General features: G+C 65.1%; 19 protein-coding genes and 1 pseudogene. 14 read left to right on the top strand and 6 right to left on the bottom strand.

Features of this window, described 5'->3' with window-relative positions:
- Positions 1 to 179 precede the first annotated feature (179 nt).
- From H7F38_RS09425 to H7F38_RS09455, 7 genes are all read left to right on the top strand, one after another.
- Positions 180 to 1,679: a conjugal transfer protein gene (locus tag H7F38_RS09425; RefSeq protein WP_187093840.1), complete on the top strand. Its 1,500-nt coding sequence runs from the start codon at positions 180 to 182 to the stop codon at positions 1,677 to 1,679.
- A 23-nt stretch (positions 1,680 to 1,702) separates the two neighbouring features.
- Positions 1,703 to 2,065 (top strand): hypothetical protein, encoded by a 363-nt coding sequence (locus H7F38_RS09430; RefSeq protein ID WP_187093841.1) that lies wholly within the window; start codon positions 1,703 to 1,705, stop codon positions 2,063 to 2,065.
- Between the two features lie 144 nt (positions 2,066 to 2,209).
- On the top strand, positions 2,210 to 2,563 hold the full coding sequence (locus tag H7F38_RS09435; RefSeq protein WP_187093842.1) for a hypothetical protein: 354 nt from the start codon (positions 2,210 to 2,212) through the stop codon (positions 2,561 to 2,563).
- Positions 2,560 to 5,685 carry an ATP-binding protein gene (locus tag H7F38_RS09440; RefSeq protein WP_187093843.1) on the top strand — a complete coding sequence of 1,042 codons (3,126 nt, stop codon included), beginning with the start codon at positions 2,560 to 2,562 and terminating at the stop codon, positions 5,683 to 5,685. The genes H7F38_RS09435 and H7F38_RS09440 overlap by 4 nt, the downstream gene beginning before the upstream one ends.
- Positions 5,682 to 8,450, top strand: a complete 2,769-nt coding sequence (locus H7F38_RS09445; RefSeq protein ID WP_187093844.1) for a hypothetical protein — start codon at positions 5,682 to 5,684, stop codon at positions 8,448 to 8,450. Before H7F38_RS09440 ends, H7F38_RS09445 begins: the two co-directional genes overlap by 4 nt.
- A 29-nt stretch (positions 8,451 to 8,479) precedes the next feature.
- Entirely contained in the window at positions 8,480 to 9,421 is a 942-nt protein-coding gene (locus tag H7F38_RS09450) for a hypothetical protein (RefSeq protein WP_187093845.1), read from the top strand.
- On the top strand, positions 9,418 to 10,038 hold the full coding sequence (locus H7F38_RS09455) for a hypothetical protein (protein ID WP_187093846.1): 621 nt from the start codon (positions 9,418 to 9,420) through the stop codon (positions 10,036 to 10,038). Before H7F38_RS09450 ends, H7F38_RS09455 begins: the two co-directional genes overlap by 4 nt.
- 186 nt (positions 10,039 to 10,224) lie before the next feature.
- Here H7F38_RS09455 and H7F38_RS09460 read toward each other — a convergent pair whose 3' ends face one another.
- Positions 10,225 to 10,641 carry a hypothetical protein gene (locus tag H7F38_RS09460; protein WP_187093847.1) on the bottom strand — a complete coding sequence of 139 codons (417 nt, stop codon included), beginning with the start codon at positions 10,639 to 10,641 and terminating at the stop codon, positions 10,225 to 10,227.
- Between H7F38_RS09460 and H7F38_RS25550 the strand changes: the two genes are divergently transcribed.
- From H7F38_RS25550 to H7F38_RS09480, 4 genes are all read left to right on the top strand, one after another.
- On the top strand, positions 10,607 to 12,448 hold the full coding sequence (locus tag H7F38_RS25550; protein ID WP_222618564.1) for a C40 family peptidase: 1,842 nt from the start codon (positions 10,607 to 10,609) through the stop codon (positions 12,446 to 12,448). The two genes, H7F38_RS09460 and H7F38_RS25550, sit on opposite strands and share 35 nt — an antisense overlap.
- 233 nt (positions 12,449 to 12,681) lie before the next feature.
- Positions 12,682 to 13,853, top strand: a protein-coding gene (locus tag H7F38_RS09470; RefSeq protein ID WP_187094410.1) for an IS3 family transposase whose coding sequence is annotated in 2 segments (ribosomal slippage) — positions 12,682 to 12,934 and positions 12,934 to 13,853 — 1,173 coding nt in all. Because the reading frame shifts where the segments join, the coding sequence is not laid out codon by codon here.
- Positions 13,854 to 14,133: 280 nt separating this feature from the next.
- Complete coding sequence (locus H7F38_RS09475) at positions 14,134 to 14,511, top strand: hypothetical protein (protein ID WP_187093848.1); 378 nt, start codon at positions 14,134 to 14,136, stop codon at positions 14,509 to 14,511.
- 518 nt (positions 14,512 to 15,029) lie between these two features.
- Positions 15,030 to 16,157, top strand: a complete 1,128-nt coding sequence (locus H7F38_RS09480) for a hypothetical protein (RefSeq protein ID WP_187093849.1) — start codon at positions 15,030 to 15,032, stop codon at positions 16,155 to 16,157.
- Between the two features lie 362 nt (positions 16,158 to 16,519).
- On the opposite strand, the gene H7F38_RS09485 is transcribed toward H7F38_RS09480, so the two are convergent.
- A complete protein-coding gene (locus tag H7F38_RS09485; protein WP_187093850.1) occupies positions 16,520 to 17,497 on the bottom strand; it encodes a hypothetical protein in 978 nt (325 codons plus the stop codon).
- A 213-nt stretch (positions 17,498 to 17,710) separates the two neighbouring features.
- Here H7F38_RS09485 and H7F38_RS09490 point away from each other — a divergent pair, with 213 nt between their 5' ends.
- On the top strand, positions 17,711 to 18,955 hold the full coding sequence (locus tag H7F38_RS09490; RefSeq protein WP_187093851.1) for an ISL3 family transposase: 1,245 nt from the start codon (positions 17,711 to 17,713) through the stop codon (positions 18,953 to 18,955).
- A 114-nt stretch (positions 18,956 to 19,069) separates the two neighbouring features.
- Here the strand turns inward: H7F38_RS09490 and H7F38_RS09495 are convergent.
- A pseudogene (locus H7F38_RS09495) lies at positions 19,070 to 20,328 on the bottom strand (IS256 family transposase).
- Between the two features lie 231 nt (positions 20,329 to 20,559).
- On the opposite strand from H7F38_RS09495, the gene H7F38_RS26595 reads away from it, so the two are divergent.
- On the top strand, positions 20,560 to 20,955 hold the full coding sequence (locus tag H7F38_RS26595) for an aquaporin (protein ID WP_370531308.1): 396 nt from the start codon (positions 20,560 to 20,562) through the stop codon (positions 20,953 to 20,955).
- A 102-nt stretch (positions 20,956 to 21,057) separates the two neighbouring features.
- Positions 21,058 to 21,324, top strand: coding sequence for an aquaporin (locus H7F38_RS26600; RefSeq protein WP_370531309.1), 267 nt, complete (start codon positions 21,058 to 21,060; stop codon positions 21,322 to 21,324).
- Between the two features lie 121 nt (positions 21,325 to 21,445).
- Here the strand turns inward: H7F38_RS26600 and H7F38_RS09505 are convergent, their stop codons facing one another.
- The 3 genes from H7F38_RS09505 to H7F38_RS09515 form a co-directional block, all read right to left on the bottom strand.
- Positions 21,446 to 23,056 (bottom strand): alpha/beta hydrolase, encoded by a 1,611-nt coding sequence (locus tag H7F38_RS09505; protein ID WP_187093852.1) that lies wholly within the window; start codon positions 23,054 to 23,056, stop codon positions 21,446 to 21,448.
- A 238-nt stretch (positions 23,057 to 23,294) separates the two neighbouring features.
- Entirely contained in the window at positions 23,295 to 23,849 is a 555-nt protein-coding gene (locus H7F38_RS09510) for a VOC family protein (protein WP_255498307.1), read from the bottom strand.
- 152 nt (positions 23,850 to 24,001) lie between these two features.
- Positions 24,002 to 26,695 carry a hypothetical protein gene (locus tag H7F38_RS09515; RefSeq protein WP_370531418.1) on the bottom strand — a complete coding sequence of 898 codons (2,694 nt, stop codon included), beginning with the start codon at positions 26,693 to 26,695 and terminating at the stop codon, positions 24,002 to 24,004.

A 26,695-nucleotide genomic window follows, 5' to 3' on the forward strand; every position in this document is an offset into this window, starting at 1 on the left:
CAGCCAACCGTAAACCCGTATTACCGGTATAACGCTGCGACGCCGAGGCGGTCACCATCCTCCAAGAGCCGTATCAACGTGCAACCAAGGAGCCGACCAGTGAGTAGAAGGGACCAGCGGCAACATCAGCTGGCGCGTCTGGCTTCCTCGGGCTCGATCCACACGGAAAAGAGTTGATAGTGCGACTGTCCACGAAAAGTGCGGGTCCTAGCCCAGCTCCCGCCGTCCCGCTGTCCACCCCCGACCCGGAGTACCGCAGTCGACGGGTCAGGCAGCTCGCCGAGGCTCATCGCCGCCGCCAAGTTCTGGTCGCCGCCGCACCGGCGGCGGCGGCCCAGCTGATCAACGCGATCGCTGCGACCGACTCCTATTGGACAAAAACGCAGACCTGGCATGAAGCGATCGGCAAGATAGCTCCCGACGACACCGCAGCCAAGGCCCCGCCTGCCGCGGAACCACCGATCCAGGTCCGCATGGCCAAGGTCCAGAATCAGACGACCCAACCCACCACGCCATCGCCGCCCCCGGCCAAACGCCGGCTCGGACGAAAGCCGTCACCGGCTCCCACACCCGCACCGGCGACGAGACCTATTGACATACATGCTGATCCCGCTGTCCAAGCGGTTGAAGACAACTTCGAGGTACCTCAGCCGGGCCGGAAACTCCGCCCCATTGGCCGGGGCCGCTCGTGGGCAACCCGCCTGGCCGTGCTCGTGAGCCCGCTGATCTTCATCGGCGGCCTGGCCTACTCCTGCGGAGTCTCCACTGGCTCCGACCGCCTCGCTGCACCCTCGGCCATCACCGCCGATGAAGCTGCCGCCTATCACCTGAGCACCTTTCCAGCGGCTCAGGCATCGGCATACGGCGCCACCTACCTGACCTTATGTCTGACCCATCCCAGTGTCTCCAACGACCAGGCAACCGCCGATCGGCTCACAGCTTTGGCCCGGATGACCTCCGCCGGCGTTGCCGTGGGCTGCGGCTGGGACGGAACGGGAGCAGCCCAGCAGCCGCTATCGGTGACGTGGATGGGCACGACTGCGCCATCGGCGGGTACGTACAGCACCGGCGCTGCCGCCCAACTGGGCTACATCGTCGTCATGAACGACCGACGAACGTTGACGATCGGCATCCCCATCTGGACGTCAAATATCAAGGACCAAAACAACTTTCGCGTCGTCGGCGACCTGTCGATGCTGCCCGCAGCACCCGCGCAGACAGCCCCCGCGCCAGTACAACCAGCTCTGGTCGACCCCGGCCTGGCCGACTCGTTGAGTACCACCGTGCTGCTGCCATTCCTGCAAGCATGGGCCGCGTCGGACCCGGTACAGCTGAACCTCATCCTGGCCGCCGGAGCATCCACGGCTGCGCAACAGGGGTTGGAAGGCCAGCTGTCGAATCCGCAGCTGGACACCGCACAAGTGGTCGTCAACCACGGCGCGGTCGGCAAATACCGAGACGGCGACCAGATCACCGCGCAGGTCACCGTCGACTGGAGCACCGCCACCGGCGCCGGCATCCAGACCACCTCCTACTCGATCTCCCTGCAACTCACCGCCGGCAAATGGCTCGTCCTGGACATCACCAGCGGCCCCGTGGACAGCCAAGGCGGAGCAGCCGACAACACCACCTATCAATCGACCTCGCCGCCGAGCAGCAGTTCAGCACCTACCCAATGACCAACCCCGTGGAAGGAAACATCATGTACCGCACGATCACCCAACTCCTGACCGGCAACCATCCACTGCCGGCGCACACCAGGCCCAGCACCGTCACCGTGACGAATCTGGCCGGGGACCCACTGGGCGTGGCAGAGACCTTCCTCAAGCCGTACACCACCGGGATGATCGTCGTCGGAGCGGTCTTCCTCGGCATCTGCATGATGGTCGTGGCCGTGAAGATGGGCGCCCGCTCAGCAGCAGCCAAGAAGAACGATGGTGGCCACATCCGAGAAGGCCTGGGCATGGTCGCCGGGGTCGCCATCGCCGGGACCGTCCTCGGCGCCGGGCTGGTCATCGTCGCCCTCGCGGTCAAGATCGGCGCGGCAGCGACGGCCGCGGGCTGAACCCAGAGCCCGGACACCGCAGGATATGGACAGCGACGAGGTCATCTACTCCGACAACTACACCAGAGTGATTGCCTAGCACAAAAGTCATTCACCATCGGCGACATCAGCCTCGCCTTCATCGGCGGAATCCAATGGAACGCCGTGCTTCCCGCGGTAGGTCGGTCGCTGATCGTGGCCCTGCCGTTCGCCGTCATCCTGCCTCTGATCGGCCACAACATCCTGTGGGCATTCTGGGCGATCCTGATCCCACCCGGGCCAGCCGCCTTCCTCTACTGGCGTCTGGCCAAGGAACGCCAGGGCGGTCTGTCAGAGCCACAGCGCCGCCGGCTACGACGCAACCACCGCAATCAACCCCGGCACCTACTAGGCCTGGCCGACAACACCGAACCGACGACGTTCCACTGGCAACTGATCCTCTTCGAACCCCCCGCACCCCAACACCGTTCCACCATCTTTTCCGATGCATCCCGACGACCAAGGAGTAACCCGGCATGATCGTCGGCCTCATCGTCCTCATCGTCCTCATCGTCCTCATCGTGTTCGGCGCCGGCTCAGTCGGCGCCTTCCGTTTCGCCAAGGCCCGAGCCGAGCGGGGCAGCTCAGATGACCTGACCCTCAAGGCCGCCAAGTCCGGAAAGCAGCAGGAACGCATCGACCAGCGCCGACTGGGCTACCGCTACGCCGACGACAAGCTGTTCGTCCAAGGCGGCGGCGTGTTCGCTGGCATCACCATGGCCACATCCACCGACGAGTACGCGACCAGCGACGAGACCGCCGACATCGCCATGCGTCCAGTCGGTCTCAATCACGATCTGCTGCGGTTCTTCGAAGGCGACAACGTCCAGTGCCAGGAGTTGGTCCGCTACCGGGCGATCACCAGCGAGGCGTGGCTACGCCAACTGCTGGCCCACGCCTGGAACCCGACCCAGATGTACCAGACCCTGGCCGCGAAGGTCGCCGAACATGTCAAAGGCGCGACCCCGCAACGCATGTGGGTGCTGATCGTCCGCCTCGGTGATCTACCGCGCCGCGACGTCGCAGATCCGCTCGCCTCGTTGGCCGCCGACGTGCTCGGAGTCGCCGAAGAGCGACTGACCCGCAAGGATCTGGCCCCCTGGCGAGCCAAAGCCACCCAATTCCACGCGATCGCCGCCCGGCACGGAGCCGAGCCCCTGACCCGTCAGGACCTGCTCTGGCTGATCCGCAAGGTCGGCCACGGACACCTCCCAGTACCCGACGAGCCGGTCACTCGCCGCCGCCCGTGGCGCGGCGGATTCTTCGAACTGGCCACAGTGCTCCGCGGGGACAACCTCGGCGGCGGCGTCATCGCCCTGCACTCACGGAACGTCGAGACAGGCGAGGAGGAAACCTCCTACACAGCAACCCTCGTCGTGCAGGACCAGCCACTCCGTCAGATCTTCAACCCGCGCAACGCCTGGGCCAAGAAACTCGGCCGCCTCGGCGCGGAGATCAACTGGCGCTACACCCTAATCCCGGGCGCCCGCTGGCGAACAATCACCGACAAGGCCGCCGCCCTCATCGAGGACGAACGGCAGGACCGCGAAAAAGCTGTCGCAGGTACTGATTTGGCGTTCGAAGCGCGACTGGAGCAGGCCGACCAGATCAAGACCAACAACGCCGAGGACCCCGACCCGGGACAGGTGGGCTGGCTCCGCATCTGCGTATCCTCGCCCACGCTCAAAGGCCTGGCCCAAAGCATCCAGGACACCAAAGCCGCCATGGGGGACATCGAAGTCGAGGTGTCCGAACACGGCGCGTTGCTACTGCTGGAGGAACAGCTACCTGGCGAGTGTCTGCCGGTGCACATGGGCTCCCTCTCGGCGGGACCAGCCGGCGGCCTGCAGCTGTGGGAGTCCTACACCGACACCTACCAGCCGGCGATCGCCCAGATCGCATCGCACAGCCAGGTCGGAGACCGGCTCCAGGTGGTCCGCGGACGGCTTCTGGGCTGGATCGGCATGGTCATCGGCTACGTCAAGAGCAACGGCACGCCGATCCATTTCGACCCCCACGCGATGATGAGTCGCCTGTCCGGCGCCGGCATCGCCGTGCCCGGGGCCTCCGGCGGCGGAAAGACCAGCTTCCTGCTGGCCATGTTCTTCTGGCTGTCCGAATCCGGCGCCCGCTGCCGAGCCATCGACCCGAAAATCGACTTCCGAAACTTCGTGCTGTACATCGCCTTCGGCTCCCAAGTCCTGCATCCGGACTTCATGGACGAGGCCGACGAGGGAACACTGGGCACCCCCGGCAGCCGCTTCCAGCCAATCAACCGGCAATTCTGGGACGACACGGAAATCTTCGACCTGGCCCGCGGCGCACGCGGCATCCGCGATCCGTGGCGCATCACCAGGACCTTCACCGAGGGCTACAACCTGGCCCTTAACCTGATCGACGCGCTGTTTTTCGACGACGCTCACCGACGTATCGTCAAGAAGGGGCTACGAGCGCTGCTGAACGCCCGGAAGGCAGCCCTGGCCTGCGGCGAAGAGTTCACGGTCGGGTTCGGCGACGTCGTCGACTACATCGGCGCCGAGCGCGACGAGCTGGCCACCGATCTGGCCGCTGCCCGCAAGAGCAACGTCGACACCAGCCAGATCCGGGCCTCCCTGGACGTCGTCGACGAGGTCTGCACCCGGCTGGAGAACGGCGAGGAACAACCGTTCCTACGGCTGCTGCTGGGCAAAAAATTAGACCCGCAGGAACCTCACGCAGCGGAGGAGAAGCGCCGCACGATCTACACGATGTCCGGGTACAAAACCCCGGACGACCCGAACGACGCCCAGAACTGGTCCGAGACCGATCGGAACGCAGCCGCCGTCATGCACGCCGTGCTCTATGACCTGTACAGCGGACTGGACGGCCGGCTCGTCCCCAATCCGGTCACCGGCGAGCCGGGCATCCGACCGTCGGACACCTTCGTCGATGAAGGCAACATGTTCACCGCCCAACGCTCCAGCCGCGGGTTCCTCCGCAAGGTGCTCCGGCAGGGCCGATCCCTCTACCACGCCTTGTTCTTCGCCGACCAAAGAGCCCGTGGTATCGCCAAGATCGAGGAGGAAGCCCGCGCCGACGACCCGGCCGAGGTCAACCAGTTCGGCGTCGTCGCCGTCTTTGGACAGAAGTCCAAGAACGAAGCCCGGATGGGACTCGAGCTGCTGCGCGCCGACGGCGACAACGTCAGCACCGCCGAGCGGGACATCATGGCCAGAGGACTACTGCAGGAAGGTCTCGGCGGCAGGCTCAGCGCCGGCGAGTGCGCCTTCCGCGACCCAGACTCACGCGTCGCCAACGCCGTCATCGACCAGATCTTCGAAGTGCTGCAACGCGCATCGCAAACCAACGCCAACCTCAAACCGACCGACTGGGCCTACGAGGTCCCCGCCGATCCGGCCGACTGGACCATCAACCCCGAAGCGCTGTACCGGGTCCGCACGGGCGTCGCCGCCGACGGGGAAGACGTGGACGACGACTTCTTCGACGACGACGCCGATGACCCCTACGCCGGCGACCTCGACGAGTTCGACGACGAGGACGACCAGGACCTCGAGGCGAATGAATACCTGGAGGACGACGAGTTGGTCGGCGCGGCCCAATGAACGCCACCGAACCGGACTACATCCCACAGGACCTCGTCTGGGGCATCACCGTCGGATCCCGCCCCAGGCGGTGGCGTGGCTCGATCCGCCGCGGCGTTCCCGCCACGTTCGCGGCCGCCGCTCTGCTGCTGGGACTCCTACTGGGCCTGTCCAGCACCGCGATGGCCAGCACCTCACCGGCCCGCGCGGACATCCTGGGCATCTCCAGCACCGTCCAGGACTGGATTTGCGGGATCGTCAGCCCCGAAGAACCGTGGGAAGGCGTCGGCGACGGGCCGGAAAGCTGGATGTCCAACCGGAACCTGGCCAATATCAAACCTGCTGCCGTCAAGGTGGTCTCTGCTGGCGGCACCATTTCCACCGTCCCGGCAGCCAGCGAAACCCCTCCGGACACCATGGACCAGTTGTCCTCAATCCCGACCGGCAACTACACGCTCTACGAGGTCGCCGGCCTACGCGGCCTGTCCTGGTGGACGATCCCACTCAACATCGACGGCTCACGAAACTGCTCGCTGTGGAACTACCTGTGGACCCAAGGCGGCAACCTGGTCGCCACCGTCAAGAACGACGTCCTGCAGGTGATCATCTCGATCAAGGAGGCCTCCTCCACCGACAACCCGCTGAGCTTCCTGTACGACGAGTCCGGCGGCGTCATGTCGACCATCTTCTCGCTGTTCTTTGTACCCATCGCCACCCTGATGCTGCTGTTCAGCGCGCTGTGGCTGGGGATTCAGTCCGTTCGCGGAAAAGGTGGTATCCGAGCCGCCATGAGCGTCCTGGGCGCGACCATCGCAGTGGTTGCCGTTGGAGCCTTCATGTACCTGCAAGTGGGCACAGATCAACACAGCACCAACGGTTTCCGCCGCGTCGCACAAGTCGTCGACACGGCAATCAGCACGGGAAACGCCATCGCCACCAACGTCATGTTCGATACCCTCGCCGGCCACACCAGCGGAAGCTGCGCTCTGCCCGCCGACAACGCCAGTGCCGATCGCGGACAGCGAATCACTAGCTGCATCCTGGCCGACACCCTGGCCTACCGGCCATGGGCGATCGGACAGTTCGGCGGCGCCGGAGCCAGCCCCATCCCGCTACCCGCCGGGTGGACGGCTGTCATGCCAAACACCAAAGGCGTCATTACCGCTGACTCGATCAAAGGACAGACGATTCCCTGCTTCGTCGATTTCGACAAGTGCTCTGACCTGCGCACCTATCTCATCGCCCAACACGGCGGCATACAGGTCGGCGGCCAGCTCAACGGCCACCAGGGGTATCTCGTCTGCGCCGCCGACAGCCTGATCTCCATCACCGTTGGCGGCGCGTGGGGACTGTCCTGGCTGATCCCGTCACTGGGACCGTCGACGTTCACCATTAACACCTCATCGGTCTGTTCGCCGATGTTCCGGGTCTTCCTTGTACTCTCCAAGACCAACCCCTCGGTCGCCGCCGCGTACAGCGGCGACGTCGGCATAGCCCGGCTGTCACAGGCGTTCTCATCCTTGATCGGCGTGGGAATCGCCGGCATACCAGTCCTGATCATCGCGTTGCTCACGATGATATGGACCGCAATGACGTTCGTGATGTACCTGACCGGCGCCTTCAAACTGCCGTACGCGGTGTACGCCGGGAAACTCAAAATGGCCAAGGAGTGGGCCGGTGATCTGGTCTACACCTGGTCCGCACGGCTGGCCTACGGGCTGGTACTCAATATCGCCATCCTGATCATCGTCTGGGTGCTGTCCAGTTCGATGAGCTTCGGCCTGCAGCTGGTCTGGCTCGCAGTCATCCTGTTCGGATTCTTCAAGGCGGTCCAGAAGGTCCAGGAGCTCATCCGCCCCGGTGTCGCCTCGATGCGCACCGATCCGATCAAGACGGTCGGCGCCGCGGCCCGGCAAGCTCACCGCCGCTCCGTCGACGGCGTCGACGGAGTCCGGGAACGGGTCCTGCGCCGCAAAGTGATGGCCACCGATCCAACACGAGGAAAGGTCCGGCGGACCGTCAGCACCCTGGGCGCACCGATCTCGCTGATCACCGGAGGACTCCGGGCAGCGGCCACCGGCTCCAGTGGAGCCGAGCGCCGAAACCGCAAAGCGATCCTGTCCGCCGTCGGTGGTGGTCCCCGCCCAGCAGCCCGCCCACCGGCCGCCCCCGGCTCACCCCGCCGCCCGTCCCCAAACAAAAAGAAGTCAGGCACGCCCGGCTCACCCAGCACCACCGGATCGGCCGGGACTCCACCTCGGAAGGCCGGCACCCCCCATCCCGGGGCCGTCCTCGTGCGGGACGTCGCCACACCCCGGGCCAAGGTGCCTACGGTCGCCGCGCCGGCGACCGTACCCGCCCGAAAATCCGGCAGCGCCCACAAAGACGCAGTCAAAGCATCAGTGGCCGATCCGATCATCCGCCAACGGACCCCTCCGCCGCCCCGACCGCTGCCCGCCGTTCCAGCGGGACCGGCTGAGCACCCCACCGGGCAGATCACCCCAGACTTCGGCCGGCACGCCTCGGATTCCCCCACAGAACAGATACGCCGCCCAGTGCCCGTCCTCACGTCTGAACCGTCCGCCGAAGTTGCCGTCAAAGCGGCGAAGGAAGAGCCACCCGCGAACGCCTCATCCGACGGGGAAAAGCCGCGCGCGAAAGCCCCGAGTAGCGGCAAACCGGCTCGGCCCTCTACCGGCGGCACCACTGCGCGGACTGTCAAGGCCGCGGCCAGACCCGAGACGAAGACGTCACGCCGTTCAGCAGAAGGGACGACAGAAAAATGAACGCCCCACGCCGACTGCTTCATCGAGCAATGGCAGTCATCAACCACTTCGGCCGCACCAGATGGGGTCGCCGCCCGGTGCTGCTGCTCACCGCCATGTTCATGCTGATGTGGCTCTGGAAGGTCCTTGGGCCCGACCTGCCGTACCTGGTCGTGCTGCTCGGAATAAGCGTCGGCGCGATCTGGCTGCTGCGCCATCGACGAGACGTGGTCTACAGCATCGTCATCGTCACCGTCACGGCAGCGGCCCCCATGATCGTGACCATCGTGATGGCCGACGCCCACTCGGCGAACCTCCCCACCGCGGCGGCCATCCTCACCGGCTACATCCTGGCCGCCCCGCTTCCCACCCTCACCGCCTGGGCACTACGACCCGCCGTGATCTCCCGGCCCCTGAACTGCCTCCTCGGCTCCCTCACGCTGCTGCTCTCCGCGACACCGATCGTCGTCTTCGGCGACCACGGATACGGCACCCAACTTGTGGTCACCGCAGTCACCCTGTCCTGCGGCCTGATCTGGGTCCGCCATCGGCGAGCGCTGGGCCACCAACTCAAGAACCTGCCGCTGGACGCGGCCGGTTGGACAGATCTGGGCGCCCGGCTCCTGCCCGGCGGCGGTCAGATCGACCGCGTCCTCATCCGCCGCGGCTACGCCGTCGCCGCCACCCTGACCACCGCGAAAACCATCAGCCCCGGGGCGCTGAACCGCACCCTGACCCGCTCGCTCGGCCTCGCCCAGTCCGCCGGCATCCCCCCGGCGCGGGTCCAACCAATCCTGCTGGCCCCGGCGGCGACCAGCGGACTGGGCCCACACCAAATAACCAGTCGCGGCGCCGCCGCCACCGTCCTGGTCCTGACCCCCGACCAGCTCGCCCGGGTCACCTCCACGACCCGCGAGCATCGCCTTCTCCGACATCGCCGCTCCCTGCTCACGGCCGCCACCTTGGCCCAACCGGAAGGTCGTGCCGCATGACCACCAACACCGAACACACCAACGACGCGCGTGTGGGTGGTCGCCGCCGCCGCGTCCCCCGTACCTTCGTCAAGCCGCCAGACCCGACGGCCCTGACCAGGCATGACCCGCCGCTACCCGTAAAGGACTCCGATCCGGACCCCGATGACGACCTAGTCGACGAGCCCTCCGAGCATCCCGACGAGGCAGAGAATGCGGCCCTGACGTACGCCTACGAGGCAGTGGTCTGCCAGGTGTCCCTCGGCCCGGAGGATGACGCCTTCGCCGCCACGCTGGCCCTCACCGGCGACGACGAGGAAGGCGACGAGGTGAGCGTCTGGATGCGCCTCACACCGACCCTGATCACCCGCCTCACCCAGCAGTTGACCCAGGTGTATCGAGCGCAGCAGGAAAGCATGGGACCCCCCAGCGCCGACCCGATCGGGGCCCGCCACGACGATCTGGACCACGACGATGAGGATGACGAAGCGGAGCGGGAGGGCCTGATTCGTCGCGCCTCCGACCCGCTCGGGGTCCGATTTCTGCGAGACCGCCCGGCCGCAGTCAAGTGGCTGGCCATCGCGATCGGATCCCTGCTCGTGGTCTCACTCATCCTGCGGGCAACGGTCCTCAGATGAACTGGGCCCGCCGGACCCGTTGGCGCTGGATCATTATCGGCAGCGCCCTGTGGCTGATCCTGCTGTCATCGATCTCCCTTCAAGAGGGCCACCCGAAGTTCGCCCAATGGACCAGCACCGCAGCAATTACCCTCGCCGTCCTCGCCGTCCTGACCGGAATGCTTCGTCTACTGGGACAACTCGTCCTCACTGCCGTACGGGGCGTGCGTCGCCAGGTCGCGCGCAGTCGGCGGCGGCCACGACTGCTGCCTCGTTCTGCCCGCCCAACCCTGACCAGACGATGAACCGGAAAAGTCCGGTTCGTCGAGCGATCCGGTACGCGGGCATCGCATCGACCGTCATCGGGGTGATCTCCAGCCCGCTCGTCCTCATCGGCGTGGCCATGTTGATCATCGTGATGATCGTCGGCGGCGGGGGATACAGCAACGCGATCAAACCCACCGCCTTCGACTGTGGCACCAGCTCAGCAATCGGTAGCAGCGCTACCGGCTCACCCACGAGCCCGGTCACTGCGCAGACGACCGCCACCGCATCCACACCCACCTCAACAGTCGCTACCGCCCCCACAGTGGTTGCTACGGATAATGTTTCGATCCCGTACACGCTGCCGGCCGCCTCCGGTACCACCGGCCTGGAGGAGACGGTCAACGCCCAGGGTCAGGTGCCCTCCAGCGGCGCCGCGGTCACCTGGGCCCACTTCGCAGCGCTCGGCTCGGACTACCAGAACTATTACCTGACCATGCGGTGGAACTACGTCAGCTGGAATTTCGACGGCACCACCAGCGGCGGCATTGACCAGGCCCAGTACAACTGGTTCAGCAAGGGCCACGACGGAAAACCCTGGATCGTCACCGTCACCAACCCCCGCACCCACCAGGCCGTCAACCTGGCCGTCATCGAAGCCGGCCCCGCCCCGTGGGTCGGCGTCGCCGACTCCCACCACCACAGCAACGCCGACGCAGCCCGCTACGGCTGGACCAACCCGACCAAAGGCACCCCCGCCGGCTGGAAAGGCGTCGTCGCAGGGATGCCGCAGGCCGCGATCACCACCCTCGGCGCGGTCACCGGGTACCCCGGCAACAAGGGCGATGTCCTGTACTACGCCTGGGCCGCAGACCAGAACGCTGTTCCCGGCCCCACCGGCGACACCGCAGCTCAGCAACCCACCGGCGACACCCCCGCCCAGGCCTGCAACCCCGTCACGGACTGCAGCACAGCTCCCACCGGCAACGAAGTACCCCCGGCGATCAGGACCCAGCTGATCGTCGCCGGTCAGGCCCACAACGTGCCACCAGCCGCGCTGGCCGCCCTGTACCTGACCGAACAGAACGGCTTCACCTTCGAATACCGCTGGTATGACACAGGAAAAACCAACGGTGCCTTCCAACTGAGCGCCACCGACCCCGCCTGGAAACTGTCCATCTACCGAACCAGCGGTGAATGGCCAGCCGGCGGCACCTTCCGCGGACCCTTCCAGTTCGGCCCCATCTGGGAATCGACCTATCAGACCCCGGCCCACCCCGACGTTCTGAAATTCGCCGACGCCGCGTACGGTGCCGCCGCCTACATGGCCGCCCTCGGCGCCAAGAACAACCCCACCCCTGACCAGATCCGCTTCGCCTCCGAAAGCTACAACGGACAAACAAGTTTCAGCATCGGCGACGGTATCCGCAACCCCGACCCCGCCCAGTTCACCACCGTCCGTCAGCTTTACGCAGACCAAGTCGTCCACCTCGTCGCCGCGCTCGCCCCCAGCTTCACCGCGGTCGCATCACCGACAACTCCGAGCAGCCCCGCTGCAACTACTGCCAACAGCACCGAGCCGGTGAGTACAGCCGCACAGGCCAGCAACAGCGCCGCGGCGCCCGTCAGCGGCTGCCAGGCCGGCAGCGGCGGCGTCACAGTCAACGGCGTCCAGATCACCATCCCCACGAACGCGAACCTCGACCCAACTGTCGTCGGCAAAATGATCACTGCCCCCTCTGCGGCGATGGCTCGAGGACTGGCCGCCGGATTCGCCGAACTCGGCGTCCCCTACGTCTACGGCGGCGGCACCAACGGCGGACCACCCGATGAAGGCTGCGCACGAGCCGGGGGCGCAGAGAACTCCTGCCAAGGAACCATCGGCCTGGACTGCTCCGGGCTCACCGGATACATACTGGCGCAGGCCGGGTTCCACATCCCAGACAACTCCGACAGCCAGCGCGCAGCCGGGACCAATGTGCCTTGGAGCCAAGGACAACCCGGCGACATCATCGGCTTTCCCGGGCACGTGGCCATCTACCTCGGCGACATCCTCCACAGCGGCACGATCTACATCCTGGAAGCACCCGACGTCGGCAAAAACATCCGCATCGTCGCGATGTTCCGCCACGACCAAGACAACATCCTGCACCGGTACTGGACCTGAACAGGACGTCGAGACAAATGAAGCCCATCAGTCGGCTCGTCGTCGTCGGCGCGGTCGCGGCCGTCCTCATCACGAGCTGCGCGCACCTCCCGCCCCCTCCCTCGTCGACTATCGGCGCACCCTCCGCGACAACCCAAGAGCCGAGCAACACGGCACCAGTGACCTTCTGAGCAGCCCGGTACTTCCCGGACTTGGACCCCCAAGTAGAATTGCCGGAAAGGATCGGAGAAATGGTGAGCAAGTTTCGAGGCAAGTACACCCCGGAGTTTCGGGATACGGCCGTGCGGGAGGTGACCGACAAATCTCGGCCCATCGCTGACGTTGCTCGCGAACTGGGCTTGGTGGAGCAGACCCTGCGGAACTGGGTGGCGGCCCATCGCGAGCGTCACGGCGGCGACACGCAGGAACTGACCGTGTCGGAGCGGGCGAAGCTGAAGGCGTTGGAGAAAGAAGTGCGTGAGCTTCGTATGGAGAACGAATTTCTGGGAAAAGCAACGGCCTTCTTCGCCAAGAAATCGCAGTGAGCAGAAAGTATGCATTCATTGCGAGTGAAGAAGGCCACTACCCGCTGCACCTGATGTTCCGCTGGGCGAAGGTGTCGAAGTCCGGCTTCTACGAGTGGAAGGGTCGCGGGCCGTCCTACACCAGCCGGCGCCGCACCCATCTTGCTCGGCTGATCACGGCGTTGTTCGAGGCCTCCGATGGGACCTACGGCTACCGTCGGGTACACGCTGACCTGCTGCGATCGGGCTATTGGGCTGATGACGACACGGTCCGGCAGATCATGCGGGAGCTCGACCTGGTGCCATGCCAGCCCCGTCCGTTTCGGCCGGTCACTACCATCGCCGGCGACACCGGTCAGACCCCTGACCTGGTAAAACGGCACTTCAACGCGGTCGTGCCGGGTACGAAGCTGGTCGGTGACATCACCTATATCCCGACCTGGGAGGGCTGGCTGTACTTGGCGACCGTGCTGGACTGCGCTACGAAGAAAGTCGTCGGCTACGCAATGGCAGATCACATGCGGGCATCGCTGGTGGTTGACGCTCTGAAAATGGCCGCACGTAATGTCAGGATTGTTCCCGATGTCAGCATATTTCACAGTGACCGCGGAAGCCAGTACTGCTCTCAGGACTTCGCTGACCTCACTACCCACCTCAAAGTTCGTCGGTCGGTAGGACGAACTGGTGTGTGTTATGACAATGCTTGGGCAGAATCATTCAACGGCACACTGAAAGTGGAAAGGGTGAATCGTACTAGTTATCCGACCCGTGAACAGGCGGAGATGGACATCACGCGGTACATTGAATTAAGATACAATCAGGTTCGGTTGCACTCGGCGCTGGGATACATTACGCCCAACGAAGCAGAGCAATGGTGGTTGGCCAACAACTCCGCAGCGTAGTAGTCACCGTTCTACAGTCCGGAAAACGGCGGGCGGCTCATTCAGCCATCAAGCCCGATCAACAACGGTCGGCTCACCAACCGAAGAACCCACCTCGAAGACAGCCTCGAATCTGCGAACTACCCGACCGAGCAGCACGTCGCCGGTCGTCGCCCGGACACCTTCAGGCGCGTCCAACGGAGAACCCGCCCAACGAGTCATTACCGACCCCAAGTACTCACCCGACGCGATCAACCGTCAAGTCCCCGAGCAGGTCGCCTGGGCCTACATCACCCTAAGAATGACCTACAGCTACACCGAGTCCGGACCAACGGAGCACATTCAGCAAGCATCGACGTTCGCCATCCCTACCCGCGCGAACACGACAACTGACACGGCCGGTGCGAGCCCAGCCCCACCCGACCGCCGAAACTGGGACCACGTCATCACGGACAAGATGCACGCCGCCGTCACCATCACCGAGATGGACGTCTACCCATCAGGCCCGGCCGACACTGCCACCACCACCCAGACTCTGATCCGCGTGACCTGGACCCGGACGCTCTCCAGCGAACTGAATGCACCCGTGCGCAGCAGCGGCGCGACCACCGTGACCCTGCAACGGCAACGGACCGGAGACTGGCTGGTCACCAACAACGGATTCTCTGACCCGAACTGACGCCGGCAGCGCCATCGAGGCCAGATGCAGGTCAGACGGTGTACCGCTTCAAAGTTTTCAGATGGCGTGGCTGTGACGAGTCACCACGTATGGGTGAATCGATGTGTAACGCTCAGTAGGCACTGTCAATTGTGGCCATTGACCCTGCCGGCGCGGTCGAGATCGTGAGGAACGGCCGCGGCTCGCTGGCCATTCACCAATTCACAGAAGGGTTTCAGAAGATACTAGACCACCATCGTGATCGAGAATGTCAGAAGCCAGTAGTGGACCCACCGAGGCCCCAAGTTGTGGACTCCACCGACAAGACCGTGTAAGAGAGCGAATTAGGCAACTCGACGGTGTGAAGGGCGGCAACTATCCGGTCATCAGCCCTTCGCTGCGGGCTAATCTTCAGCCGTTACCCGGACTGATTTATTGAAGGAGTGTGCATGGCGCATGTCCAACGAAGCGCTGCGGTGTTCGCCGCTGTCCTGATGCTAGCGGGTTGCTCTGCCGGAAAGACATCGGGTGCTCCCGGCATGCAACCGACGGTCGAGACCGTCGCCGCGGTGGCCTCGACGTCGTCGACCGTGGCGCTCCAGGCCTCCATCACAGAGCCGTCCAATGCCGACGGTGCTCCGTCCAGCGTGACACCGACGCCAACGCCCCAGCAGAACTCAATCAACGGTTGGGTTGCAACCTTTAGCAACGGGGTCGAGTTTTTAAGCTGGACTATTACAGGAAACGCGGTAGCAGGGACGTTCAGCGAGGCGTTCCTTCAGCCGGCTGATACTACAGCGACCACGGACTCGGAATCATTTAGCGGCACGATTAGTGGGACATCGGTGGCGCTTACTTTTGCCCGCAGCTCCAGGACAACTTTCTCGGGCCAGCTATCCGGCTCCACGCTGAACCTCTCGGTGCCGCAGACGGACGGAACGATCCAGGTCCAGACGTTCCACCCGGGGACGACCACCGATTATAACGCTGGCGTCCAGGTGGTCCAGCAAGCAGCTGCAAGTCAGCAAGCAGAAGCTGCAAGCCAGCAGACAGAAGCGGCGTCGATAGCGGCAGAGCAGGCTTCGTCCAGCAGCGCCGCTACGCAGCTCGCAAACACTCAATCTGGCATCGACCATGCTGCTCAAAGTCTCCAGCGAGCCATGAACTCCGCGACAGACGCGACGTCGTCGCTGGATGCTTTGCTCAGTCCGTTAAGTAACGATCTCACGAAGCAAACCTCTGATCTTAAGACCGTGAAAGCGGATGCCTCGAAGGTCGCGTCCGAGGCAAAAACTGCAGGTCCAGACGATCCCGATGTCTGCACCGATGCATACACGGGCCAGTCAGACGCCTACACTGTGCAGGACGACGGTTACACGGTCACTGACGATCTCTCCAGCTACAGCAGCGCACGAGACTCTCTCACCGCCGACTTGGCACAGGTGAACACAGCAACGACGGATCTAGTCAACGCACAAGCGGCTCTGCCGGCCTACTTGAGCGCTTCAGCACCGTCGGACGCAGCGGTTACCTCCGTCTTGAGCGCAGGCGATACAGCACTGGCGAAGGATGACAAGGTGGCCTCAGCCGCGAAGGCGGCAGCAGCAGCCGTGGCAAATGACGCACTCGACACCGCGGCGACCGCACTGAAGAACGCCGGCTGCTAGCGTCCTGCTTTCCAATCGGCGCAGCTGGTGACCAAAATCGATCCCAATAGCGCCTACACCTTGGCCTGCGCCGCAGCGAGGTTCTTGCTGAACGCGCTAATGGCCGCGCAAGGATTGCGAGTGAAGGGTCGCGGTCCGCCTGCTGCCAGATCTGCAGCATGACCTTCCTGCGCTACCTCTTCGGCCTGAAACCAATCCTGCAAAGATCGATAGGCCGCCATCCGAACTCGCGGCAACTCCGCCCAGAACAGCGCCCCGGCGGTCGAAAGCTGGGGTTGTCAGGTCGCACCCGGCACCGAACGGTTCGCTGGTCGGAAGCCCGACCAGCGCAGGTCGTCGGGCGCTCGGCCTCGTTGGGTGCGTCAGGAGAAGTAGCCGGTGACGCCAACGGTGTAGGTGTCGCAGGCCGTAGCCGGTGTGTCCAACTGGAGTAGCCCGAGGTCGACCGTGAAGGTAGCTGTGCTCTGGGGGGCGATACTTTGGGTGCCAGCGGTGAGGCCGGGCGCTTCGGCGGTCAGGTGACCGGCACGATCGAAGCACCACACTGCAGCCTCGAGCGGCCCGGATACAGTCTGTCCGGTGGTGTTTCGGGCTGATCCGACGATATTGGTGCCGACGCGGTTCACTTCTACGACTTTCACTGTTGCGCCGTCGAGTGTGGCCGTGCCGGGAGGCCCGGTCTGCGCGGTGTAGGTGAACGTGGCGTCGGCGGGGAGTTCCTTCCCTCCGGTGTCGACGAGAAGGTCGGCGAGGCCGACTTCGCCTGGCGCCAATTGCTCGGGTTGGGTGCCGAGGTTGCTGCCGCTGGCGATAATGGCCCCAGTGCTGTCGCGGATGGTTGCGGAGACTTCGATACTGGAGACGGCGCCGGGCGTGTTGTTGCGGAGCGCAATCGGGATGTCGACGGTGCCGACTGCGCCCCCTTTGGGGATTGGCGCGGTGTAGACGACGGCAACTGTGTTAGCGGTTCCGGCGGGGAAATTTGGCTTCGCGGTGCCCATCATGAGGCCACCGGAGTTGAACGGGGGCAGGCCAGCCGGCTTGGGTGTCGCGGAGAGCACTTTCCTGGTCGCGGGGCTGGTTGTCCTGACGGGGGCGAGGAGGGTGCGGTGCTGTGAACTGCTGGTCACCGGTGCGACGCTTGCGGCAGCCGCGGCGGGGGTGGCCGCTGTCGACAGGGGTAACTGCACCGCGGCTGCGGCAGGTGCGCCGCCGGCCTGGTGCTGACCGAGTTGCGAGGTGAGCACCGAATTGCGTTTCAGTGTGGCCACCACGGTGATGGATAGCACCGCCACCAGGACACCCAGCACGATGCTCAGCACCGACAGCTTGCGCACCACAGAGCGGCCCCCTTGTCTGTCGGATCAGGCGTTCAGTATGTCCGGATTATTCGCATCAGGAACGACACTGGCGGGTGAATGCGCAGCGGTTGCCCATTACAGAAGGCTCTTGTGACGTTCTCGTGGGTGGTTTGACCCCTGGTTGTGGGCGACACACCGGGCTGCGTATAGGTTCTGGCTTATCTAGGGTCAGTCACTATCCAGGAGCACGGTGTGCGCGGTGTAACGATATGGCGAAAGCTGCTCGGTGTCGAGCAACTGCAGGTGTGCGATGTGGCGTGGGAGGAGGCCGACGACCGGCAGGTGCTGGTCGTTTCGGTGCGTGCGACGAAGGGCGCCCGGAGTAGGTGCAGTCGATGCCGGCGTAGACGGCCGGGCTATGACCAGGGCGGTGGGATTCGTCGGTGGCGGTCGCTGGACTGGGGGTCGACGATGGTGTTCCTGCAGGCTGCGGCTCCGCGGGTGAACTGCCGGACGCACGGGGTGGTGGTCGCGGCTGTGCCGTGGGCCCGACCCGGCGCTCGGGCGACGGGAGCGTTTGAGGACCAGTGTGCGTGGTTGGCGGCGCACACCGCTTCGTCGGTGGTGGCGCAGTTGATGCGGACGTCGTGGCGGCATGTGAGCGCAATCATCGAGCACGTCGTCGCCGACGGTTTGGCCGGCCGGGACGTGCTCGCGGGGCTGCGGCGGATCGGCATCGATGAAATCTCCCACCGCAAAGGCCAGCGGTATCTGACGTGCGTGGTCGATCAAGACTCCGGCAGATTGGTGTGGGCCGCACCGGGCCGCAACAGCGACACCCTGGGTCGGTTCTTCGACCAACTCGGCCCAGAACGGGCGGCGGCGTTGACGCACGTCTCGGCCGACGGGGCGCAGTGGATCCACGACACCGTGACGGCCCGCGCGCCGCAGGCGGTGCTGGGATTGGATCCGTTTCATATCGTGGGGTGGGCCACCCGGGAGTTGGACAAGGTCCGTCGTCAGACGTGGAACACGCTGCGGGGTAGGAGTAGCTCTGCGCAGGCGTCGTCGGTGAAGGGCAGCCGCTGGGCATTGCTGAAAAACCCGGCGGACCTGTCCCCGGAGCAACGCGGGTCGGTCGCCTCGATCGCCCAGACCAACCGGCATCTGTATCGGGCGTATCTGCTGAAGGAGCAACTGCGCGCGGTGTTCCAGGTCAAGGGCCAGGCCGGCCGTGAACTGCTGGCCGGCTGGATCGCCTGGGCCCGCCGCTCCCAACTCCCCGGCTTCATCGCCCTGGCCGCAACGTTGAAGCGGTTCCAGCAGCTGATTTGGAACACCCTGATCCACCACATGAGCAACGCCCAATCCGAGGCCACCAACACCCACCTACGGGCCTTGACCCGCAGGTCCTACGGCTTTCACAGCCCAGAAGCGTTGATAGCCATGGCAATGCTCACCCGCGGCGGGTTATGCCCGCCGCTTCCCGGACGCTAAACCACCCACGAAAACGTCAGGAGACCCTTACAGAATGTGCCGGTGGGGGCATTTCAGAGCCTGTTACGAATTCTGTGTAAGAGTTTCCCTCGACTTCCTACAATGGCAACGATATCACATCGGCAACCGTCCAGGGAAGTACCGCACCAATGTGTTCAAGGCAACTTTCCACCCGTGCGTCCCGGTACCCGATTCACCACCACGTTGCGTGGAAATGTTGCGGATTCCGAGGTACAACAGTTTCGTCGCGGCTTCCTTGTCAGGGAAATGACCGCGAGTCTTGGTGATTTTCCGCAGCTGAAAGTTGATCGACTCGATCGCATTCGTGGTGTAGACGATCCGGCGCAGTTCTACCGGATAGTCCAAGAACGGGATGAATTCATCCCACGCCAATTTCCACACGTCGACCGCGCCCGGGCAAGCATCACCCCATTGTTGGTCGAAGGCGGCCATCGCCAATTCGGCGGCCTCCAGGGTCGGCGCGGTGTAGATGGTGCGCATCGACGTGGCCAGTTTCTTGCGGTCCTTGTAGGAGACGAACCGGAACGCGTTGCGCATCACGTGCACCACGCAGGTCTGCACGACGGTGTTCGGGAACACCGACCGGATCGCCTCCGGCAGGCCGGTCAGCCCGTCGCAGCAGCAGATCAGGATGTCCGCCAGACCGCGGTTGCGCAGGTCGGTCAACACCTTCGCCCAGAACTTGGCGCCCTCGGTGTCCTGGACCCAGCAGCCCAGGACGTGTTTGCGGCCCTCAGTGTCCACGCCAAGGACCAGATACGCGACCTTGGCGGTGACCACCCGCCCTCCTTCACCTTGATGCGGATGCCGTCGACGTACACGATCGGGTAGACCTCGTCGACCGGTCGGCTCTGCCACGCCTTGATCTCCTCGATCACCACGTCGGTGACGTTGGAGATCAGCTCCCGGGATGCGTGAATCCCGTAGATCTCCAACAGGTGCGCCTCGATATCCCGGGTCGACATCCCGCGGGAATACAACGACAACACCATGTCAGAAATATTGCCGATCCGACGCGCATGCTTCGGCACGATCTGCGGCTCGAACGTCGAATTACGGTCACGAGGAACCGTCAAATCGATCTCGCCGACCCGGGTGCCCACCGTCTTCGTGGTCTTCCCGTTGCGGGAATTACCGGTGCCGCGGCCGGCCGGGTCACCCGACTCGTAACCCAAATGATCGGTCATCTCCGTTTCCAGAGCACGCCCCAAAATAGCCTTCGTCATTCGGTTCAGCAAACCGTCCGGCCCGTCGATGGCGACACCCTGACTTTTCGCCTCTTTCAACAAGCCGTCGATCATCGCCGGGTTCGTCGCCGCCGCGAGCAGCTGCGCCGCGTCCAACCCGCCCATCACCGCTGTTGTGGTCTCCGTCACTTCAGGTCCTCTCGTCATGCCCGTCGGGCAAGTTGATCATGATCTGAGAGGACTCCTACACAGAATCCGTGACACCCCCACAAAGCGCCCTCTCGCCCAACGCCACCCCACCAGCTACCGACAGCGAAGTGCGTCCGCCGGCCCACAGCAATGCCGTGCCCCGGGTCCTAGCCTCGACTTTCGATCACACCCCATGAAGAAGGAACCATGCCCAGCCTCATCCGCAGATCCATCGCCGAACTGATCGGAACAGCCATCCTGGTGTTCTCTGCCGTCGGCTCCGCCGTCTTCGGCATCGACAAGATCACCGCCACCGGAGTTGCACTTGCTTTCGGGCTCACTCTGCTCGTCCTGGCCTATGCCATTGGGCCGCTCTCAGGCTGCCGCGTCAACCCGGCCGTCACCCTCGGTGTCCTGCTGTCCAAGGGGATGAAGCCCATGGAAGCGGCCTACTACTGGATCTCGCAGATTCTCGGCGGCATCATCGGCGCCGCACTGATCCACCTCGTCCTGAAGGTCGGGAGGTCAAGGACCAGACCGGCGGCGGCGGCACCAACAATTGGGGCCGCACCAACGGCATTGCCAATGCCGGCGGCACTCTGATCATCGAAGCCATTCTCACCTTCCTCCTTGTGTTGGTCGTGCTCCTGGTCACCCTCTGACGCCGCCGCACCCGGTTTCGCAGGTCTGGCGATCGGACTGACCTTGACGGTCATCCACCTGGTGGGGATTCCGCTGGACGGCACCTCGGTCAACCCCGCCCGATCTATCGGACCCGCCCTGTTCGAGGGCGGCGCCGCGCTGGGACACATCTGGGTGTTCATCCTGGCGCCCCTGGTCGGGGGTGCCTTGGCGGCGGTGGTGGCACCGCTACTCAAAGCGACGCCGCAAGGCATCTCCAACAACGACGCCCGGGCGGATCAGACCGGCGCGAACATGCCCCGCACGAGAACGGCCAGAAGCCGTCATTGACGGCGGCGGTCAGCACGTGCACCGGCACGATCGGCGCGATCAGTGACACCGTCCCGCTGAAACTTTCATCAACGGCGCGCCGACCGACGGCGCGGTGGGCCTGTCTCGGCGCTTGTCCCGCTTACCCGAAAGGGCCCTGGTCAGGTTGGCAGACCGTGCCGTTCGGTGGGGTGACGAGAACGATGAGGTATCGCACCCTGGCCTTGTCCATGCATGTGCTGGGGACCTGGTAGCTGGGATGGCCGTAGCCGTTCAGGGTGACCAGCACGGCGTTGCCGAGGCGCTTCTGCGCCACTTGGGCGTTGGGGTAGGGCGTGCCGGGGTCGTAGCGGGCGCTCATCAGCAGGATCGGCGTCGTGGTCTTGGCGTTCCAAGGCCCGACGTATCGGTCGGTGGCGTGCGCCGGCCAGTTCGCGGCGCACGGTGCCCACAGCGTCCAGCCCAGCAGCGGCCCGTCCAGTGAGCCGGAGTTGGTGAAGCGGGAGATCTGCGCGGGCCATGCCGACAACGGCACGCGGGCCGGAGCGTCGGCGCACGAGATTGCTGCGGAGGTGAAGAAGCCGGGGCTGGCTTGCGGTGATTGCAGCGCCTGCACCGTGATCTCCAAGGCCGAGGCGTCACCGTCGATGGCGGCTTCGAGGTCGTTCGCGAAGGTAGGCCAGGTGAGCGGTACCCGCAGGGGGGTGAACGTGGAGACCTGGAGGTCTGCGAAGCTGAGCTCACCAGGGGGATCCGCGTGGGGCGCGGGAATCGGGGCCCGGCGAACCTTGGCGAACAGGTCCGCCACCCGCTGCGCGACCGTCTGGCCGTGACCGGCGAGCGCACAGCGTGTGCGACCTGCTTTCTGGCACTGGGCGACGAACTGCTCGAAGACCTGGTCCGCGCTGGAAACGGCGTTGTTGATATTCGTCTCCATGCTGGTGGTGGCGTCGACCGCATCGACGAGGCCGTCGAGCATCATTGCCCGCACCCGGCCCGGAAAAAGATTGGCGTAGGTCTGGCCGATCAACGTGCCGTAGGACAGGCCGACGTAGGTGATCTTCGTGTCTCCGACGAGCGCACGCAGTTTGTCGAGGTCCCGAGCGGTGTCTGCGGTGGTGATGTGCGACAGGAGCGCTCCACTGAGCTTCCCGCACCTTTGCGCCAGCTCGGCGGCCTTGCGCTGATAGGCCACCGACTCGGCTGGTGTGTCGGGAGTCGACACGCCGGCCCAGAAATGGTCACGGTCAGCGCGGCTGGTGAAGCACTTCACGGGGGTGCTGGCATTCGTGCCCCGGGGATCCCAGCTGACCACGTCGAAGCGGCCCCCACCCCATTCGTCGAAGTCGTCGGCCGAGTTGCGCACCAGGTCGACGCCGCTCTGGCCCGGGCCGCCAGGATTGACGAACATCGATCCGATCCGCACGTCTGGTCGGCTGGCGAGGTGACGAATCACCGCCAGCTCGATCTGCTTGCCGTCGGGTTGACTCCAATCCATGGGTACGTTCACCCGCGCGCACTGGAACTTGTCGCCCAGTCCCTTGCATTTTGCCCACGCGATCCCTTCCGGTGTCGACCCGGATGCGGGGGGCACCGACGCCGGACTCGCCATAGTCGGACTCGCCGATGTCGTAGCGGCCGACGTGGTGATGACCAGTGCAGCAAGACTCGACAAGGTCGAGGCCCCGTTCGATGCGCTGGTACAGCCGGCCACGACTAACATCAGTGCCGTCGCGGCCGCGACCGCCCCCATTCGCCGACCTGCACGCGCGCGGAGCCGACCGACGCTGACGCGCGGACGAAGCGATCTACTCATGGACGTCCTCCTGACGATGGTGGGCCGGCCGGGTTCGGTCCGGCGGTGGTCCCGGTGCTGCACGATGCGGTGGCCTGCACCAGCGCCGGCAACGGTGCCGCTACGACACCGATCGCGGTTCTCCAGTGCCTGGGGACACCCGTGCCGCGGCGGGATGGTCCGATGCTTGCGGCGCTCATTCGTGGCCCCTCCTGGTCGTGGTGCTGGTGTCCTGGCAATTGCTGGAGGTTTCGGATGTGGTGCACGAGGGGCTTGTGGAAGGGCTGGCGTGAAGGACCTGCCTGGCTCGTTCGAGCCATTCGGGTGTCACGATCCCGTCCTCGTTGCGCATGGTGGATGGATTGAAAGCTGTGTTGTAGCAATTGATTTCACTTTCAAGACCGTCAGGATCCTGGAAGCGGAGCGACAGCATCGGCCCCAGGGGACGGATTTCCCCGCTCGAGGCGTCGACGGCGATCAGTCGGTCGCGGATCGCAGTGAGAGCCATCAGGTCGGTGACCGTGAAACCGAGATGATCGAGCCGGCCTCGTTCGAACATCGCATCGGAGAGGCCTTGAGCGGACGGGTCGTAGCCCGGCACCTCGAAGACGTGAAGCATGATGTCGCCGGCCATCAGGACGGCTTGGCGGGCATGACCAGGGCCGGAGCCGAACACCATCGTTGCATCCAGACCTATGGTGGTCTCGTAGAAGGCGCGAAAGCGGTCGAGATCGGGCGTGACGATGCCCACGTGGCTGATGCCGCAGGGCCTGCGAAGCGCGGGTCCCGCATCGGTGTTCACATACAGGAGGCGTTCACCGGGTTGGAACGATTTGTTCCAATGACAGCGTCCAATTCAAATGACAGCATCCAATCCAAATGACAGCGTCCAATCAAACGGCATCAGCGACCCGACGGGTCTGCGGTATTCACCATCCAGGTCAGCGCCGTCGCCGGTTCCGGAAGATAGACGCAGTGCCCGCCCGTACGCACCGACGTGTCCAGGTGGTCGCCGAGCAGAGGTGCCTGCTTGGCGATGGCGCCGACCGTTCGCCGCAGGCTGCGCACGACGTTGACGCGGGCGCGCTCGGCCTCCGATCCGGTAGGCCGATCACGCCCGCCGAGACCCACTGCCCGTTTCAGTTCCCTGAGTAGCGCCTCCATCTCCACATGGGCACGTTCGGCGCGAACAGGGTCGTGGGCGGTCTCTGCGTCGTCGACCTCGATCTGCAGCAAGTGGAGGCGCTGGCGATACTCGAGCTTCGCTCGGGCATCAAGAGCGGGTCCGAGGTCGGCGCCTGTCGGTGTCATGATGCGGCCCGATAGTTCGACGGCGGTGACCTCCGTGCGCGGCGTTTGCAACAGCCGGGCCAGTTGTCGCAGGCCGGCGCTGTCCGGTAGGCGAGCAGCGCCCAATGGTGAGGTGAGCAGCCACTGCGGGCCGTCCCGATGAATCGTGGCTTGTGGCTTCGTGTCGCTTCCGGTTGTGACCAGTTTCGCGCGGCCCGGCCGAAGGACCCCGATGGCGGCGGCGAGCGTGTCGGCCTCGATCCGTAGTGCGTCCGTGTCGCCGCCGTCGGCGACATCGATGGCGTCGGCGAGGTGGTCGAGGCAGTGGACGAGTAGCGGCGGTGACGGCATCGATCGGGCGAGCGCCACCGCATCGCCGGCGTGGCGGACAGCGGCTGGGAAATCGCCATCCAGCGCGGCGAGGCGCCCCAGTACGTCGTCGACGGGCAGTCCGGCGCTGTGGCCGCCGCCGACGTTGAGCAGCCCGGTATAGGGAAGCAGCGCTCGGTAGGCGGCTCTGGCGTACGTTCTCGCGCCGGCTCGGGCCACTGTGTCGCCGAAATCGCGCAGCAGGTGGTCGCCCGTCATCGATCGGAGCAACTGCTCAGGGCGTGACCCGTAGCGATGCAGCATTTCGTGCACAGTCGACTCGTCCCCGAATAGCTGCGCGGCGAATCCCTTCTGTATTTGGAATACCGGTGACGGAATGTCGGCGAACATCTGCATGGTGATGAGGTGGATCTCATGGGTTCGCGGGCCGGCGAAGCCGTACAGGTCGAACAGCATCAATTGGTGTAGCGCTTCGCACCCGAGCACGACCACCGGTTCGATGTGCCCCGTGCCGACGTGCACCGCCTCGTACATCGACGCCGTCGCGGCCGAGTGACTGCCACCGAGGGCAAGGAGCGTGGTGCGCTGCAGCAGCGTCAGGTGGCGCCATGATGGGGCGGGCAGTAGCGCAGCCAGCACTTCGGCGCGGCCCAGGGACTGGCTGGCAGCGCCCATGTCGCCTTGGTTGAGGTAGTAGCTGGCGCGGCGTTGATGGCCGGCCAGCGCCAGGTCGGACCGGCCGGCGCGCTCAGCGATGCGGACGACTTCATCGGCCGCCACGATCACCGCGTCATGGGCTGGCCGGCTGGTCGGTGACATGACCTGATCAAGCAGTGACCTGGCGATAAGGGCGGGTTCATCAGTGGAACGAGCCACCGCGACCGCTTCTTCAGCCCACTCCCGCACTCGCTCGGTGGCATCGACATCGGCGCCGCCGACCATCGTGAGGCGTCCGAGCAGGGCCGCCCTGAGGTGGAGCTGCTCGGGCGGAAGCGTGTTGAGCGCATCCTCCAGACGACGCATCCGCGGGAGATCGGGGACGAACCCGGCGGCCCACAGGTTGGCGCCGACCTCCGCCCTCGCCCGCGTCAGCGGGTCCGCGGTTCCCCGGGCCAGCTCGACAGCCTCCTCGTACAGGGTCAATGCCGGTTCCAGGTCGCCGAGCCAGGTGAGCACTTCGGCCAGGTCAAGGGCGACATTGGCCCGCAGCTCGCGCCAGTGCACGCATTCCGCTCCGGCTTCGTGGGCATACCGCAGCAGACCGGCGGAATGGGCCGGTTGACCAGCGGCGACAAGCTCGGCGGCGACCTCACGGGCCCATCCGACAGCGTCGGCTACAGCCGCGGCACCGACGACAGCCCGCAGCCGGTGCCCAACGGCTGCGGCTCGCCCGTGGACACCACCGACCGTGAGCCACGCATCGGCCAGCCGGGCATGCCGCGCCCGCGGGTCGCCGAGCCGTTGCGCCGCCTCGGCGAGCAGCGCATGACGGAAGCGCACACCGGCCGCCGAGACGTCATCGAGCACGCGTTGCGAAATGGCTGGCTGGAGCCGCCGAGCCAACAACTCGGGCGTACACGAGCACGCGACTGCAAGGACAGATAGGGGTGTCTCCGCACCGGCGACGGCTGCGGTCGCCAGGGCCTCGCGACACTCGACGTCAAACCCGTCGAACGACCGCTTGAAGACCTCGCCGATGACCCCGCTGCCCCCTGGGGAACGCACCAACTCCTGGACAAACAACGGATTGCCACCCGTCCGGGCACGCAAAGCCGCGGCATCAACGGCATCGGTGCCGTCGTCACCTTCGGCGGCGGCGAGCCGGCGTACCGCGTCAACGTCGAGCCCACCGAGATGCACCACCCGCGACACCCGGCACAGTGCGTCGAGGCCAGGCATGTCGGGCTCATGATCCCGGCTGGTAGCGACGAACGCCACCCGCGCGTCGCCCAATGCCCTGGGCAGGTGCTCGAGCAC

This window comes from Nakamurella sp. PAMC28650 (assembly GCF_014303395.1).
In the GTDB taxonomy this organism is placed as follows: domain Bacteria; phylum Actinomycetota; class Actinomycetes; order Mycobacteriales; family Nakamurellaceae; genus Nakamurella.